At 71.6% G+C, this 13,930-nt stretch carries 13 protein-coding genes; 2 read left to right on the top strand and 11 right to left on the bottom strand.

Features of this window, described 5'->3' with window-relative positions:
- Window positions 1–4 precede the first annotated feature (4 nt).
- The 8 genes from FXF51_RS30920 to xylA form a co-directional block, all read right to left on the bottom strand.
- Complete coding sequence (locus FXF51_RS30920) at window positions 5–742, bottom strand: glycosyltransferase family 2 protein (RefSeq protein WP_148438217.1); 738 nt, start codon at window positions 740–742, stop codon at window positions 5–7.
- 73 nt (window positions 743–815) lie between these two features.
- A complete protein-coding gene (locus tag FXF51_RS30915; RefSeq protein WP_148438216.1) occupies window positions 816–1,346 on the bottom strand; it encodes an AAA family ATPase in 531 nt (176 codons plus the stop codon).
- Window positions 1,343–2,965: a lysine--tRNA ligase gene (gene lysS, locus FXF51_RS30910; RefSeq protein WP_148438215.1), complete on the bottom strand. Its 1,623-nt coding sequence runs from the start codon at window positions 2,963–2,965 to the stop codon at window positions 1,343–1,345. Before lysS ends, FXF51_RS30915 begins: the two co-directional genes overlap by 4 nt.
- Window positions 2,966–3,136: 171 nt before the next feature.
- Complete coding sequence (locus FXF51_RS30905; protein ID WP_148438214.1) at window positions 3,137–3,391, bottom strand: hypothetical protein; 255 nt, start codon at window positions 3,389–3,391, stop codon at window positions 3,137–3,139.
- 1 nt (window position 3,392) lies between these two features.
- Complete coding sequence (locus FXF51_RS30900) at window positions 3,393–4,742, bottom strand: S8 family serine peptidase (RefSeq protein ID WP_148438213.1); 1,350 nt, start codon at window positions 4,740–4,742, stop codon at window positions 3,393–3,395.
- A 141-nt stretch (window positions 4,743–4,883) separates the two neighbouring features.
- Complete coding sequence (locus FXF51_RS30895; protein ID WP_148438212.1) at window positions 4,884–5,987, bottom strand: Gfo/Idh/MocA family protein; 1,104 nt, start codon at window positions 5,985–5,987, stop codon at window positions 4,884–4,886.
- Window positions 5,984–6,727, bottom strand: a complete 744-nt coding sequence (locus FXF51_RS30890) for a sugar phosphate isomerase/epimerase family protein (RefSeq protein ID WP_148438211.1) — start codon at window positions 6,725–6,727, stop codon at window positions 5,984–5,986. The genes FXF51_RS30895 and FXF51_RS30890 overlap by 4 nt, the downstream gene beginning before the upstream one ends.
- Entirely contained in the window at window positions 6,724–7,875 is a 1,152-nt protein-coding gene (gene xylA / locus FXF51_RS30885; protein WP_148438210.1) for a xylose isomerase, read from the bottom strand. The genes FXF51_RS30890 and xylA overlap by 4 nt, the downstream gene beginning before the upstream one ends.
- 88 nt (window positions 7,876–7,963) lie before the next feature.
- Between xylA and FXF51_RS30880 the strand changes: the two genes are divergently transcribed.
- Together FXF51_RS30880 and FXF51_RS30875 are read left to right on the top strand one after the other, a co-directional pair.
- Window positions 7,964–9,076, top strand: a complete 1,113-nt coding sequence (locus FXF51_RS30880) for an ROK family transcriptional regulator (protein WP_262379943.1) — start codon at window positions 7,964–7,966, stop codon at window positions 9,074–9,076.
- A gap of 21 nt (window positions 9,077–9,097) precedes the next feature.
- Window positions 9,098–9,535, top strand: coding sequence for a GNAT family N-acetyltransferase (locus FXF51_RS30875; RefSeq protein ID WP_148438208.1), 438 nt, complete (start codon window positions 9,098–9,100; stop codon window positions 9,533–9,535).
- 21 nt (window positions 9,536–9,556) lie between these two features.
- On the opposite strand, the gene FXF51_RS30870 is transcribed toward FXF51_RS30875, so the two are convergent.
- From FXF51_RS30870 to FXF51_RS30860, 3 genes are all read right to left on the bottom strand, one after another.
- On the bottom strand, window positions 9,557–12,547 hold the full coding sequence (locus tag FXF51_RS30870) for a GH92 family glycosyl hydrolase (RefSeq protein WP_222871540.1): 2,991 nt from the start codon (window positions 12,545–12,547) through the stop codon (window positions 9,557–9,559).
- 96 nt (window positions 12,548–12,643) lie between these two features.
- On the bottom strand, window positions 12,644–13,240 hold the full coding sequence (locus FXF51_RS30865) for a hypothetical protein (protein ID WP_148438207.1): 597 nt from the start codon (window positions 13,238–13,240) through the stop codon (window positions 12,644–12,646).
- Window positions 13,241–13,249: 9 nt separating this feature from the next.
- Window positions 13,250–13,921, bottom strand: coding sequence for a tyrosine-protein phosphatase (locus FXF51_RS30860; RefSeq protein ID WP_148438206.1), 672 nt, complete (start codon window positions 13,919–13,921; stop codon window positions 13,250–13,252).
- Window positions 13,922–13,930 lie beyond the last annotated feature (9 nt).

The following is a 13,930-nucleotide window of genomic DNA, read 5'->3' as shown; positions in this document are numbered from 1 at the left end:
CTCCCTACTTGGCGAGTGCCACTTGGGCGGCCTGGGCGGCCGCGGTCACGGCGGTGCCGCGGGCGCGCTCGCGCCAGATCGTCCTGAGCACCCGCCAGCCGTCGCGCACCGCGTTCAGGTTGCTGACGCCGTGGATGCGGGAGCGCTCGTGGCTGGGGACCTCGCGGATGATGAGACCGGCCTGGGCGGCGCGGACGTTCATCAGGGTCTCGATCTCGAAGCCGTCGCAGTCGAGGTCGAGGGCGTCGAGGTGGCGGGCCCAGAAGGCGTTGTAGCCGTAGCAGAGGTCGGTGTAGCGGGTGCCGTAGAGGAAGTTGGTGAGGCCGGTCAGGGCCTTGTTGCCGAGCGAGCGGATCGGACTGAGGTCGTCCGAGCCGCCACCAGGGGCGTACCTGGAGCCCTTGGCGAAGTCGGCGCCGTTCATCAGAGTGGCGACGAAGGAGCGGATCTCCCGGCCGTCGGTGGACCCGTCCGCGTCGATCATGACGATGATGTCGCCCTGGGCGGCCTGGAAGCCCTCGATGAGGGCGTTGCCCTTGCCGCGCCGGCTCTGCACGACGACCCGCAGGTCGGGGCGCAGCCTCCGCGCGACGGCGATGGTGTCGTCGGTCGAGTTGCCATCGACGAGGATCACCTCGTCGATCCAGTCGGGCAGCGTCGCGAAGACGTGGGGAAGGTTCTCGGCCTCGTTCATCGCGGGAACGATGACGCTGACGCTGGCGGCGAAAGGCTGCTTGTTCATGTCATCAAGGTGCGCCCCGACGCATGCAGACCGCTTAACAGCTCCTTGCATAGATCATGCGTATGGCGAAATCTCAGGCGATTTGGGCCTCCCCCGCCCTGGCGATGATCTCGTCCACGGTCTCCCCGGCGCTCTGCCGGGTGGTGTCGAGCCACAGGCCGAGGCGGGGGGTCTCGTGCCGTAGTGACGCGTCGAGCTGGGCAATCGTCCAGCCGCCCGCGTAGCCGGACTTGGCGCGGGCGGCCTCGCGGCGCTCCACCTCGGCGGCGTCGGGGGCCAGGACGATCACGTGCAGGGGGCGCGTACCGACCAACTTCGTGAACAGCTCCAAATCCCCACCGAGAATGACATCCTGAACAATCGGCGTGAATCCGGCATCGAAATACATGTCCGCTGTTTTTGCTGCAATTCGGTAACGAAGATGAAGCTGACGTATCGACTCGCCGGTCAAATCCGGCGTCATGTCGGCGCGCCCGCTGACCACCATCCGGCGGAACGTGTCGCCCCGGACGTGGGCCGCCCGCGGCAGGCGCTCGGCCAGCGCCTGCGCCACGGTCGACTTGCCCGACGCAGAGATCCCCGTGATCAGTACGGCGCCCTTCACACGCCGACCAGCTTGCGCACCCGGTCGGCGCCCACCGCCATCAGCAGCGTGGGCAGCCTGGGGCCGGTGTCGGAGCCGACGAGCAGGCGGTAGAGCAGCGTGAAGAAGGCCCGCTGCGCCGTCTTCAGCTCGGGCGTGGGCTTGGCGTCGGCGGGCAGCCCCGCCTGGACCTTGGGCACGCCGTACACCAGCGCGGTCAGCCCGTCCAGCGTCCAGTCGTCGAGGCCGTCGGCCAGCAGCCGCAACCCCTCGCGCTCGGCCCGCCCGAGCGAGTCGAGCAGCTCCTGGTCAGGCGACTCCCGCACCCGGGTGCGCTGGTCGGCGGGCAGGTGCAGCTCCACCCAGCGCTCCGCCCGCTCCAGCCGGGGACTGACCTCGTCGAGCGTCTCGACGCCGTCGAGGTCGCGCAGGATGCGCAGGGTCTGCTCGGCGTGCCCTGTCGTGATGTCCACGACGGAGGCCAGCGTGCGGTAGGCGACCGGGTGCGGCGTGGCGGGCAGCGGGCCGGCGGCCGTGCTCACCGCCCGGTTGTAGGCGGCCAGCTCGGCGGGCTGAGCCTGCCCGGCCTCGACCTTGCGGCCCAGGGAGTCCCACTCGTCGTAGAGCCGCTGGATCTCCTGATCGAAGGCGATCTTGAAGGACTGCGCAGGCTTGCGCCGGGCGAACAGCCAGCGCAGCAGCGGCGCCTCCATGATCTCCAGTGCCTCGGCCGGGATCGGCACGCCGCCCTTGGAACTGCTCATCTTGGCCATGCCGGTGATGCCGACGAAGGCGTACATCGGGCCGATCGGCTGCTGCCCGCCGAACACCTCGCCGACGAGCTGGCCGCCCACGATCCACGCCGAGCCAGGGGAGTGGTGGTCGACGCCGGACGGCTCGAAGATCACTCCCTCGTACGCCCAGCGCATCGGCCAGTCGACCTTCCACACCAGCTTGCCGCGGTCGTGCTCGGCCAGCCGCACGGTCTCGCCGAAACCGCACTCGCAGGTGTAGGCCAGCTCGGTCGTCTCGTCGTCGTAGTTGGTGACCGTGGTCAAGTCGCGCTCGCACAGGTCGCAGTACGGCTTGTACGGGAAGTAGTCGTCGGCCGCCCGCTCGGCCCCCTCGGCCTGCTTCAGGCGGTAGCGCGACAGCACCGCGTCGATCCTGGCCCGCCCGCGCACGGCGGTCAGGATCTGCTCGCGGTAGACGCCGGAGGTGTACTGCTCGGTCTGGCTGATGGCGTGGTACTCCACGCCCAGCTCCGCCAGCGCGGTGATCAGGGGCGCCTTGAAGTGCTCGGCCCAGTTGGCGTACGCGCTGCCGGGCGGGGCGGGCACCGAGGTCAGTGGCTTGCCGATGTGCTCGGCCCACGACGGGTCGATGCCCGCGGGAACCCTGCGGAAGCGGTCGTAGTCGTCCCACGACAGCAGGTGCACGCAGTCCAGGCCGCGGCGCCTGATCTCGTCGGCGACCAGGTGAGGTGTCATCACCTCGCGCAGGTTGCCGAGGTGGATCGGGCCCGACGGGCTCAGCCCGGAGGCGCAGACGATCGTTTTGCCCGAGGCACGTCGCTCCGCCTCGGAGATCACCTCGTCCGCGAACCTGGAGACCCAGTCGGTCTCGGCACTGTCAGCCATCGCGCCATTCTTGCGGGTCCGCACGATTCAAGCCAACGCGTCACCGATCCTGTCCGCTCAGCAACCCAACGCGTCACCGATCCTGTCCGCACGGCAACCCAACGCGTCACCGATCCTGTCCGCACGGCAAGCCGCGCGTCACCGATCCTGTCAGCTCGGCGAGCCCGCGCGTCACCGGTCCTCGGGCTCCTGCGGCTCGACCCGCGGATCGGAGAAGACGTCCACCAGGTCCCTGGGGACCCGCCCGGCCGCGAGGTCGCCGATCAGCCGGCGGGCCGCCTCCTCGGTGACGCGCAGGACCTGCAGCCCCGGCACGACCGCCACCAGGCCGTAGCCCACGTCGGCGTCCTGTTCGGACAGGCCGAGCAGCCGCAACGCGTCGGCGAGTGAGGCTTCCGGCGGCAGCCGTACCTGGACCATGGTCATGTCAGGCGGCGCGGTTGCGGTTCTGCCTGCCGAGCGCGGCCAGGATGGCGGGCGGGTCGATGACGCCGTAGCCGTAGTCGTGGTCGAAGCCGACGGTGCTGCGGTCGTCGGCGGTGCGGTGCAGCAGCGTACGGAGCTGCGCGGGCGACAGCTCGGCCGCGGAGCGGTGCGTGCGCACGGCGGCCACCACCCCGGCGGCCACAGGACAGGCCGTGGAGGTGCCGGTGTCGGCGGCGCCGACCGCCTCGGACCCGGCGAAGTGGGTGTACGCGCACAGGTCGGGCTTGCGCTCCGACAACCGCCCCGGCCCCTGGGAGGAGTAGCCGACGCGTTCGCCGCGCGTGTCGACGCCGCCGACGGACAGCACCTGCGGGTGCGAGTTGGCGCCCGCGATCGACCGCTCGGGGAAGCCGCACCGCCCGTCGGGGCACTCGCGCCCGCAGTTGCCCGCGGAGAACAGGATGTCGGCGCCCGCCTCCTCCAGGCTGCCGACGATCACGTTGAACGGGTGCGCCGGGTTGTCGGAGTAGTTGCCGGGATGGCCGGGCGGGAAGTCCATGTCGGGCGAGAACAGGCCCCAGCTGTTGCTGATCACCAGCGATCTGGAGTCGGCGGGCATGGCCCGCAGCACGCCGCCCAGGTGGGAGTAGGCGGCCACCGCGTCCGACAGCAGGCCGTCGGCCGTCGGGCCCGGCCGGCGGCTGAGCAGGACCGGGATGTCGAGCAGGGTCGCCTTGGGCGCGGCGATCAGGGTGTCGAAGGCGCACATCGAGCCGTGACTCACCGGGTAGCGGCCCGGGGCCTTGTCGACTCCCGGCGGGCTCCAGCTCCGGTCGGCGTCGATGGTCACGTCGTGGCCGATGCGGGCGGCGACGTGGTCGGCGTTGATGCCGGTGTCGACGATCGCGATGGCCACGCCCTCGCCGTCGTGGCCGGCCGACCACAGGTCGTAGGTGTGCAGCAGCCGCCTGACCTCCTCCCAGTCGCCCACCGGCCCGCTGTCGCCACAGGTGGGATGGGACTGGATCACGGGGTCGGCGAACACGCCCGCCACCTCACGCACCGAGGAGGACAGCAGCGAGGTGCGCGTGCTCAGCTCGGCGTCGGAGATCTCGCCGCGGACGAGGACGGAGGCGTCCTCCGGCGCCATCGAGAACTGCACCCGCTGGTGCGGCGAGAGCGTGGCGCCGGAGGCGGAGACGGGCCTGGGCACGGCCACGGGGGTGAACGCCCGGTCGAGGAGGACTCCGGGGAGCTCGGCGACGACGTCGGAGACCACGCTGCGGACACCGGGGTCGATCACGGACGCGACGACGTCAGGGGCCGGGCGGAGCTGGATCAGGACGCGCATGGGATCCCCTTCGGAGTGCTGTTACGGAACGATTACTCACCGTAACAGTGCCCAGTCCGAAAGGTGATGACTCCTTTGTGTGAGGATGAAGTAACTTTGCGTGGGCGGCGGCGGCCCGCCGCCCACGGCGTCAAGAGAGCGTCAGGACAGGGTCGCGGCGTAGGGGTCCCAGCCCTCGGGCAGCGGCTCGGGCGCCGTCACGGTGGAGGCGACGGGCGCGAACCGCGCCTGCTCACCCGACTCGGTGATCGCCGACATCAGTTCGAGCACGTGGTAGGCCAGCGCGCCCGACGCGCGGTGCGGCGTGCCCGCGCGGATCGACCTGGCCATGTCCAGAACGCCGATGCCGCGCCCCGCCGTGGTGCCCGACACCGGCAGCTCCCGCCAGTCCAGGTCACTCGGCCCGCGGACGAGCAGCGGGCCCTCGAACGTGTTGGGGTCCGGCAACGACAGGGCGCCCTCGGTGCCGATGATCTCGATCATGCGGCGGTTGACGGCCGAGTCGAAGCTGAACGTGGCCGACGCCGTCGCCGAGCCGGGGAAGTCCAGCAGGGCGTTGACGTGGGTGGGCACCTCCACGGGGAACAGGGTGCCCGCCTTGGGCCCCGAGCCGATGACGCGCTGCTCGCGGGCCTTGCGCGTGCCGGCCGCCACCCGGGCCACCGGGCCGAGCATGGACACCAGCGCGGTCAGGTAGTACGGGCCCAGGTCGAACAGCGGGCCGCCGCCCCGCGCGTACAGAAACTCCGGGCTGGGGTGCCAGGACTCCGGGCCCAGGCTCTGCGTGGCGGCCGTGACGGCGACCGGCTCGCCGATGGCGCCCGCGCGCAGGGCGTGCACGGCGGACTGCAGCCCGGCGCCGAGGAAGGTGTCGGGGGCGCCGCCCACCCGCAGCCCGCGCTGCTCCGCCTCGGCCATCACCTTGGCGGCCTCGTCCAGGTCCATGGCCAGGGGCTTCTCCCCGTACACGTGCTTGCCGGCGCGCAGCGACTCCAGCGCGACGGCCGCGTGCGCGGCCGGGATCGTCAGGTTGACGACGAGCTCCACCTCCGCCAGGGAGAGCACGGCGCCGAGGGTGCCGGACACCCGCACGTCGTGCTCCCTGGCCACGGCGGCTGCCCGGTCGGTGTCGAGGTCCGCGACGGCGACCACGCGCACGTCGGGGAAGGCGTTGAGGTTGCGGAGGTACTGGCCGCTGATGACTCCGGCGCCGACGATGGCGACGCCGACCGGGCCGTTGCTCAAGAGCCCTCCAAGGAGGTGAGGTAGGCGTGGCTGTCCGCGAGGGCGGCGAAGATGTCGGTGGCGCACTCGTCGAGCTCGACGATGCGCCACGCGCCGGGGGCGGCGGCGAGGATCTGCGGCACCGGCATCACGCCCGCGCCCACCGCGACGTGCGGCTCCCCCTTGACCCCCGGGCCGTCCTTGACGTGCAGCGCGTCGATCCGCTCCGACAGGCGGCCGAGCAGGGCGGGCACGTCGGCGCCGCCCACGGCCGCCCAGTAGGTGTCGATCTCCAGGAACACCTGCGGGGCGAGCAGGTCGGACAGCACCTCGATGGCGTGCCGGCCGTCCACCCGCGGCTCGATCTCCCACCAGTGGTTGTGGTAGCCGATCCGCATGCCGTACGGGGCGGCCTGCTCGCCCAGGGTGTTGAGCAGGTCGGCCGTGCGCGCGAGGCCGTCGCGGGTGGTGAACTCCTCCTCGGCGATGCCGCCAGGGATGATCACCTTGTCGGTGCCGACCGTGGCGATCGCGTCGAAGACCCGCGCGGGCTCCTGGCTGAGCAGCGCGTACGCGTGCGTGCTCGACACGGTGAGCCCGAGGTCGTCGGCCACCCGGCGGAAGCCCTCCGGGTCGGCCGTGGGGTCGTAGGGCTCGACGGCCCGGTATCCGATCTGCGCGATCCGGGTCAGCACGGCGTCGCGGTCGGCGGCCAGCTCGTCCCTGACGGTGTAGAGCTGGACACTGATCGGTCGGGTCATCCGCGTACCCCCATGAGGTGCTCGAGCGCGAGCTGGTTGAGCCGGGTGAAGTGGAAGCCGCGGGCGGCGGCGGCCTCGACGTCGAAGTCATCCTTGGCCAGGTCCTGCCAGGTCTCGCCGGCGGCCAGCGTGGGCTGGGCCAGCTCGTCCACGCGGGAGGCGCGCAGGGCCTCCTGCACCTCGGGGTCGGCGCGGAAGACGCGCGACTTCTCCTTGAGGATCAGGTACGTGCGCATGTTCGCCGCGGCCGAGTCCCACACGTCCTGGGGGTCGTCGGTGCGCAGCGGCTTGTAGTCGAAGACGAGGGGGCCGTCGTAGCCGTGCGTCTCCAGCAGGTCCACCAGGAAGAACGCGCTCTTCAGGTCGCCGTGGCCGAAGATCAGGTCCTGGTCGTACTTCGGGCCGTGCTGGCCGTTGAGGTCGATGTGGTAGAGCTTGCCGTGCCACAGGGCCTGGGCGATGCCGTGCACGAAGTTGAGCCCGGCCATCTGCTCGTGGCCGACCTCGGGGTTGACGCCCACCATCTCGGGGTGCTCCAGCTCGTTGATCAGCGCCAGGGCGTGGCCGATCGTGGGCAGGAGGATGTCGCCGCGGGGCTCGTTCGGCTTGGGCTCGATGGCGAAGCGGATGTCGTAGCCCTTGTCGATGACGTACTGGCAGACCAGGTCGAGGCCCTCCTTGTAGCGGTCCATCGCGGCCTTGACGTCCTTGGCGGCGTCGGACTCCGAGCCCTCGCGCCCGCCCCAGCACACGTACGTCTTCGCGCCCAGCGAGGCGGCCAGGTCGAGGTTGCGCATGACCTTGCGCAGCGCGTAGCGGCGCACGTCGCGGTCGTTGCTGGTGAAGGCGCCGTCCTTGAACACCGGGTGGGTGAACAGGTTCGTGGTGGCGGCGGGGACCTTCATGCCGGTCTCGTCCAGGGCCTTCTTGAAGGCGGCGATGGCCTTGTCGCGGTCGGGCTCGACGGCGAGCAGGTCGTCGTCGTGGAAGCTGACGCCGTGGGCGCCCAGCTCGGCCAGGCGGTGGACGGTCTCGACCGGGTCGAGCGCGGGGCGGGAGGCGTCGCCGAACGGGTCGCGGGCCTGCCAGCCCACGGTCCACAGGCCGAAGCTGAAGCGGTCATCAGGAGTCGGGGTGAAAGCGGTCATTTCCATCCTTCGCGGGCTTTAGTCCATAATCTGTATTAATCCTGAGGAGGTGGGCATGGTGTCGTCAAGAGGGGTCCGGCATGATTCCATGCGCGCCCGTAACCTGGCCGTAGTCCTGGCGACCATTCACCGGTCAGGACCGCACACCCGCGCGGCGCTGGCCGAGAGCACCGGGCTCACCAAGACCACCGTATCCAGCCTGGTCGCGGACCTGCTGGAGGCGGGCGTGGTGACCGAGAGCGGCACCGTGCGGGGCGGCGAACGGGGGCGGCCCGGCGTGGCGGTCAGCCTGAGCGGGCACCGCGTGGCCGCGCTCGGGCTGGAGATCAACATCGACTACCTGGCGGCGTGCGTGGTCGACGTCACCAGGGACGTGCGGCTGCGGCGCGTCAGGCCCGCCGACAACCGCAACTCCGATCCCGCGCGCATCCTGGCCGAGCTGCGCGACCTGGTCAAGGAGGTCACCGCCGAAGCCGAGGCGGGCGGCCTGCGGGTGATCGGCGCGGCGCTGGCCGTGCCGGGCACGGTCGAGGGCGGGGTGCTGCGCAGCGCGCCGCACCTGGGCTGGCGGGACGTCCGGGTCGAGGACCTGGTGGACCTGCCGTTCGTCGTCGACAACGAGGCCAACCTGGCGGCGCTCGGCGAGCTGTGGTTCGGCTCGCGCGAGCCCGACTTCCTCTACGTGTCCGGCGAGATCGGCATCGGCGCCGGTCTGGTGGTCGAGGGCATGGTGTTCAGGGGCACGTTCGGGCTGGCCGGCGAGCTGGGGCATGTGGTCGTGGTGCCGGACGGGCCCACCTGCCGGTGCGGCGGGCGGGGCTGCCTTGAGGTGTACGCGGGCCAGGACGCGCTGCTCGGCGACGTGGCCTCGGTCGGCGAACTGGTCGCGCGGCTGGAGTCGGGCGACGGGCGGGCGCGGGAGGCGTGCGATCGGGCCGGGCACGCGCTCGGCGTGGCGCTCACCTCCGCCGTGCACCTGCTCGACCCCGGGCGGATCGTGCTCGGCGGGGTCTACGCGCCGCTGTTCCGCTGGCTGGAGAGGCCGGTGACGGAGGGGATGCGGGCCCGGCTGGGGCAGATGCGGGGGACGCCGCCCGCGCTGGTGGTCTCGGGGACGGGGGGCGACGCGGCCGTGCTCGGGGCGGCCGGGTCGATCATTCAGAAGATCCTGGCGGAGCCTGCCCAGATGCTCGGGTTGTAGGGCATTTCGTACCATGTCGGGGTGAAGATCGAGGAGCGGGCCGTCGCGGACCGCGAGCTGGCCGTCCTGCTCGACGCGGCCTTCGCCGAGCTGGTCGCCAGGTACGGGGCCGAGGGGCGCTCCCAGGTGAAGGAGGAGGCCAGGTATCTGGTGGCCTCCGTGGACGGGCGGGCCGTCGGGTGCGGGGCCGTGCAGCCGGTGGACGACGTCACCGGGGAGCTCAAGCGCATGTACGTGGTGCCGGAGCAGCGGGGGCGGGGGATCGCCACCTCGCTGCTCTCCGCCCTTGAGGAGCTGGCCAGGAGGCTGGGGTACGAGCGGCTGCGGCTGGCCACCGGGTTGCGGCAGCCCGAGGCCATCGCGTTGTACGAGCGGTGCGCGTACACGCTCACCGAGCCGTACGGGCGGTATGTGGACGCGCCCCTGACCCGCTGCTACGCGAAGGCGCTGACGCCGTAGCGGGCGCCTTCGCGTAGCCGGTCACGTCCGGGTGCTGAGGGCGAGGATCTTGATGTTGGCGGCGGCCGGGCTGGTGAACGAGACCGCCTCGCGGGCCGCGTCCACCGGCACCGAGACGCGCCAGACGCTCACCTTGCGCCCGTCGGCGGTGCCGTTGACGTTGTAGCGGGTGTCCGCCGTGACGGCCGCCTGTTCACCGAAGCGCGGGGCCGCCGCCGCCCAGTCGGTCACCTTGAGCGGCGCCGCGGACGTCGTCCCGTCCGCGTAGGTGATCGTCAGCTCGGTCTGCTGGTCGCCGTTGACGGCCGTGACCAGCAGGTCGAGCGCCTGGTAGCGGCCCGGCGTGAGGTAGGTGCGCTGGCCGCGCAGGCTGTGGAAGTTGCCCGCCGTGCCCTTGGTGCCGGGGATGAGATAGCTCTCGTACGGGCCGGGGGCGGGGAGCTGCTCGGCGGGGAAGCTCCAGCCCTTGCCGTCCAGGTTGCCCTGCGCCTTGGCGTCGGCGGTGGCCACGCCGTCCACGTCGTACTGGAGCCGCTGCGCGCAGGCCGTGCCGACCGGCTCGCACGCGGCGGGCAGGTTCGGGATCGGGGTCTGCGCGGCGGGCACGTGGTCCACGGGCAGGTCGGCGGCGGCGGTGGCCCACTGCTGGTTCGCGGTGGCGCCTACGTTCACGACGACCTCGCCGCCGCGGTTCAGCAGCGACTCGGGCAGCCAGGACTTGCCGTACGCCCGGCCGTTGACCTTCACGTCCTGGACGTAGATCGCGTCGGGGGCGGCCTGCGGGGCCGTCACCGTGATCGTGCGGCCGTTGCCGCGCTTGATCGACGCCTTCGGGAACATGGGGCTGGACAGCAGCATCTCGGCGCGGCTGGGCGTCTGCGGGTACATGCCGAGTGCGGCGAAGACGTACCAGGCGGACATGGTGCCGAGGTCGTCGTTGCCGGGCAGGCCGCTGGGGCCCGTCTTGTAGACCAGCGACGCCATCGCGCGCACCGTCTCCTGGGTCTTCCACGGCTGGCCGAGCGCGTTGTAGAGCCACGGGACGTGGATGCCCGGCTCGTTCGTCGGGTCGTAGCGGAAGCCGTCGCCGCCGGTCGCCCACGAGCCGTCGGGCCGGTGGAAGAACGTGTCGAGCCGCTTGGCCGCCTGCTCCTTGCCGCCCATGGCGGCGGCCAGGCCCGACACGTCGTGCTGGACCATCCAGGTGTAGGTGGCGCTGGTGCCCTGGGCGAATCCGGCATCCGAGGTCGCCGAGAACGGCCACAGCCAGCTTCCGTCGGCCTTGCGCGCCTGCTGGTAGCCGCCCTCCGCGCCGGCGGACGGGTTGAACGTGTTGCGCCACCAGCTCGCGCGCGGCAGCAGCTCGTCGCGCTCCTGCTCGCGGCCGATGCGCCCGGCCCAGTCGGCCAGCGCGAAGTCCGCCGTGGCGTCCTCCAGGGTCTCGGCGGCGCCGCCCCAGCAGTGGCAGGTGTCCTGCGGGGCGTAGTGCAGGCGCAGGTACTCGGCCAGGTTGGGGCGCTGGCCCTCGCACTGGCCGGGGCAGCCCTTGTCGGACAGCCCGGACTCGTGCGGCACGGTGGCCTGCTCGTAGAGCGAGTCGAAGGCGCCGCGCACGTCGAAGTTGCGCACCCCGAGCGCGTGGAAGCCGGCCAGCGTGGGGGCCGACGGGTCGCCGGTCATGACGTGGGTGGGGCCGTTGACGTGCACCCAGCGGTCCCAGACGCCGCCGTTCTGCCGCGCCAGGTTGTACAGCGACTGGGCGTAGTCGCCGGCGACCTGCGGTTCGAGCAGGGCCAGGAGCTGGGTGTGGGCGCGGTACTGGTCCCAGCCGGAGAAGTTGCCGTACTGGACGCGCTGCCCCCTGGCCAGCCGGTGCACCTTCTGGTCGCTGCCCAGGTAGGTGCCCGCCACGTCGCTGGTGACGTTCGGCTGGAGGTAGGAGTGGTACATCGCGGTGTAGAACGTGGTGAGCTGGTCGGCCGAGCCGCCCGACACCTCGATCGAGCGCAGGCTGTCGTTCCAGGCGCGGCGAGCCCTGCCGGCCACGGACGCGACGTCGTCGCGGCGGGAGATCTCCTTGGCCAGGTTCTGCCTGGCCGCGTCGAGGCTGGTGTAGGAGATGCCGACCTTCATGCGCACGTCGGCGTCGGAGGTGGTGTCGAAGCTGACGTACCCGCCGGAGCCCTTGCCCGCGCGGTCGGCGCCGGTGGCGTAGCCCTCGCCGCCGGCGGCCGTGGTGGTGTCCTTGCGCAGCTCGCCGTTGACCCACGTGCCGGTGCCGGAGAAGGCGCGGTCGAAGGTGGCGGCGAAGTGCAGCCGGTAGTAGGTCTTGCGGTTGTTCACGCCGCCGTTGGCGCGGCGGCCGCAGAACGCGCCGGTCAGGACGGAGCCGGTGACCGTGCGGGTGGCGGGGTCGATGGTGATCTCGGCGTCCTCGCTGCCGTTCAGCGAGTTCGACACGCGGAAGAGCAGATTGGCCTGCTTGTCCTGCGGGAAGGTGAACTCGCCGACGCCCGCGCGGGTGGTGACCGACAGGTCGGTTCTGACGCCGGAGTCGAGTGTGACCGTGTAGCGGCCGGGCTGGGCGCTCTCGTTGTCGTGGCTGAAGGTGCTCGCGTAGACCGCGTCGGTGGTGTCCGCGGTGGGGGACGAGGTGACCTCGCCGGCGAACGGCATGATCGGGACGTCCCCGGCGGCGCCCGGATGGCAGCCCGCGCCGTTGACGTGCGTGAGCGCGAAGCCGCGTACGCGCGGGGTGTTGTAGGAGTAGCCGTTGGCGCCGGCGGCGTTGGTCTGGTCGCCGGCCGTGTTGGTGGGGCTCCAGGAGATCATGCCGAACGGGACGACGGCCCCGGGATAGGTGTTGCCGCCTCCGGCGGAGCCGATCAGCGGATCGACATGGGCGGCGGGGTCACGGGTGGGAACGGATGCGGCTGATGCCGGGACGGCGACGACGGTGCTGATTAAGGCGCCGGTGATCGCCGTGGCAAGCCACGAACGGGGAGAGAGCACCTCAGGATCACACTGCTTTCCCTTAACCGGACAATGAACGCATAAGTAAGCAGAGGAAAAACTCCGGCGGGGTGTCTTCGACGAAGGGCGCTCTGATCAGGGCCAGAAGTCGGTGGAGCGGCGGCCTGCCGCGACGATGGCGGCGCCGTCGAGCTCGACGATGGTCAGCCCGATGCCGCCCATCGGCCACTCGACGGCCAGCTCGAACGGCTCGGGCGGCGGCAGCGGCCACAACCACAGCCGGGTCCCGCCGAGCATGGAGCCGGTCTCGCCGCCGCCCTGGTGCATCGCCTGGAGCAGCGGCGCGGACGGCTCGCCGCTCCTGTCGTCGATGCTGGTCAGCTTCGTGCCGTTGCTGAAGCGCACGCCCCACCGCAGCAGCCGGTCGGGCAGCGGCTCGCCGGCGCGCAGCGTGAACCGGGGCGTGGCGTACATCGCCATCATGTGCAGCTCCAGGAAGTCGCCGCCGTGCAGGTCGCCCTGCCTGAAGGCGATCTCCACCTGGAACGAGCAGCCCGCCCGGTAGGCGCGGACGAACGCCAGGTTGAGCACCACGTTGTCGCTGCGGGCCAGCAGCCGCTCCATGGGCAGCAGCGTGCCCATCTCGGTGACGGGCGGGCCGAGCCAGGCGGGGAGCTCGATGTCGGCTAATCGGGGGTTGATCTCTTCAGTCCGTACTGACTCGAAGAACATGCCCTCATGCTAGGTCCGGCGTTCGAAGGCGGCACGGAGCGCGGTGAGGTCGGCGTCGGTCAGGCCGTGCGGGTCGAGCAGCGCGCGCACGTCGCCCAGCTCCGTCAGGAACGCGAGCATGGCCTCGGCGGGCGCCCGCATGAGGATCTCCGGGATCGCCGTGAGCATGGGGACCTGTGCCGCGGCCGCCTCCCAGCTCTTCATGAGCGCGGGCATGGCGGCCTCGGTGAGCGCGTAGTCCTCGCTGATGCGCGCCGCCTCCACGCCGAGCAGCGACAGCGTGATCGCGATCACGACGCCGGTCCTGTCCTTGCCCGCGGCGCAGTGCACGAGCGCGGGCCCCTCGGACAGCAGGCGGACGATCCTGACCAGGTCGGCCGCCGACTCCCTGGCCATGTGCGCGTACATGACGCCCATGTCGGCCGGCCCGATGATCCAGGACAGGTTGTCCACCGACGTGGTGCCGGGGCCGAACGGGATGCTGTGCACGCGGACGCCGTCCGGCAGGAGCGGCCACGGCACGGCCTCCTGCTCGGGGAGCGAGCGCAGGTCGATGATCGTGCGCAGGCCGAGGTCGGCGGCGAGTGCGGCGGCGTCGGCCACGGCCAGGCCGTGGGGCTGCGCGGAGCGGTACAGGGGCGCGCCGGCGAGGTGGCCGACGTCACGCAGATTGATCAACATGACTTCTCC

It is taken from the genome of Nonomuraea sp. PA05, from assembly GCF_008086045.1.
Taxonomy (GTDB): domain Bacteria; phylum Actinomycetota; class Actinomycetes; order Streptosporangiales; family Streptosporangiaceae; genus Nonomuraea; species Nonomuraea monospora.
The sequence above is the reverse complement of the archived record's forward strand: the minus strand, read 5'-3'. Positions and strand labels throughout refer to the sequence as shown.

Bases quoted from the DNA above. Each gene is read 5' to 3' on its own strand.
- FXF51_RS30905 (WP_148438214.1), bottom strand. From the start codon at position 3,391: ATGACCATGGTCCAGGTACGGCTGCCGCCGGAAGCCTCACTCGCCGAC.
- lysS (WP_148438215.1), bottom strand. From the start codon at position 2,965: ATGGCTGACAGTGCCGAGACCGACTGGGTCTCCAGGTTCGCGGACGAG.
- FXF51_RS30880 (WP_262379943.1), top strand. From the start codon at position 7,964: ATGCGCGCCCGTAACCTGGCCGTAGTCCTGGCGACCATTCACCGGTCA.
- FXF51_RS30890 (WP_148438211.1), bottom strand. From the start codon at position 6,727: ATGACCCGACCGATCAGTGTCCAGCTCTACACCGTCAGGGACGAGCTG.
- FXF51_RS30900 (WP_148438213.1), bottom strand. From the start codon at position 4,742: ATGCGCGTCCTGATCCAGCTCCGCCCGGCCCCTGACGTCGTCGCGTCC.
- FXF51_RS30920 (WP_148438217.1), bottom strand. From the start codon at position 742: ATGAACAAGCAGCCTTTCGCCGCCAGCGTCAGCGTCATCGTTCCCGCG.
- FXF51_RS30860 (WP_148438206.1), bottom strand. From the start codon at position 13,921: ATGTTGATCAATCTGCGTGACGTCGGCCACCTCGCCGGCGCGCCCCTG.
- xylA (WP_148438210.1), bottom strand. From the start codon at position 7,875: ATGACCGCTTTCACCCCGACTCCTGATGACCGCTTCAGCTTCGGCCTG.
- FXF51_RS30865 (WP_148438207.1), bottom strand. From the start codon at position 13,240: ATGTTCTTCGAGTCAGTACGGACTGAAGAGATCAACCCCCGATTAGCC.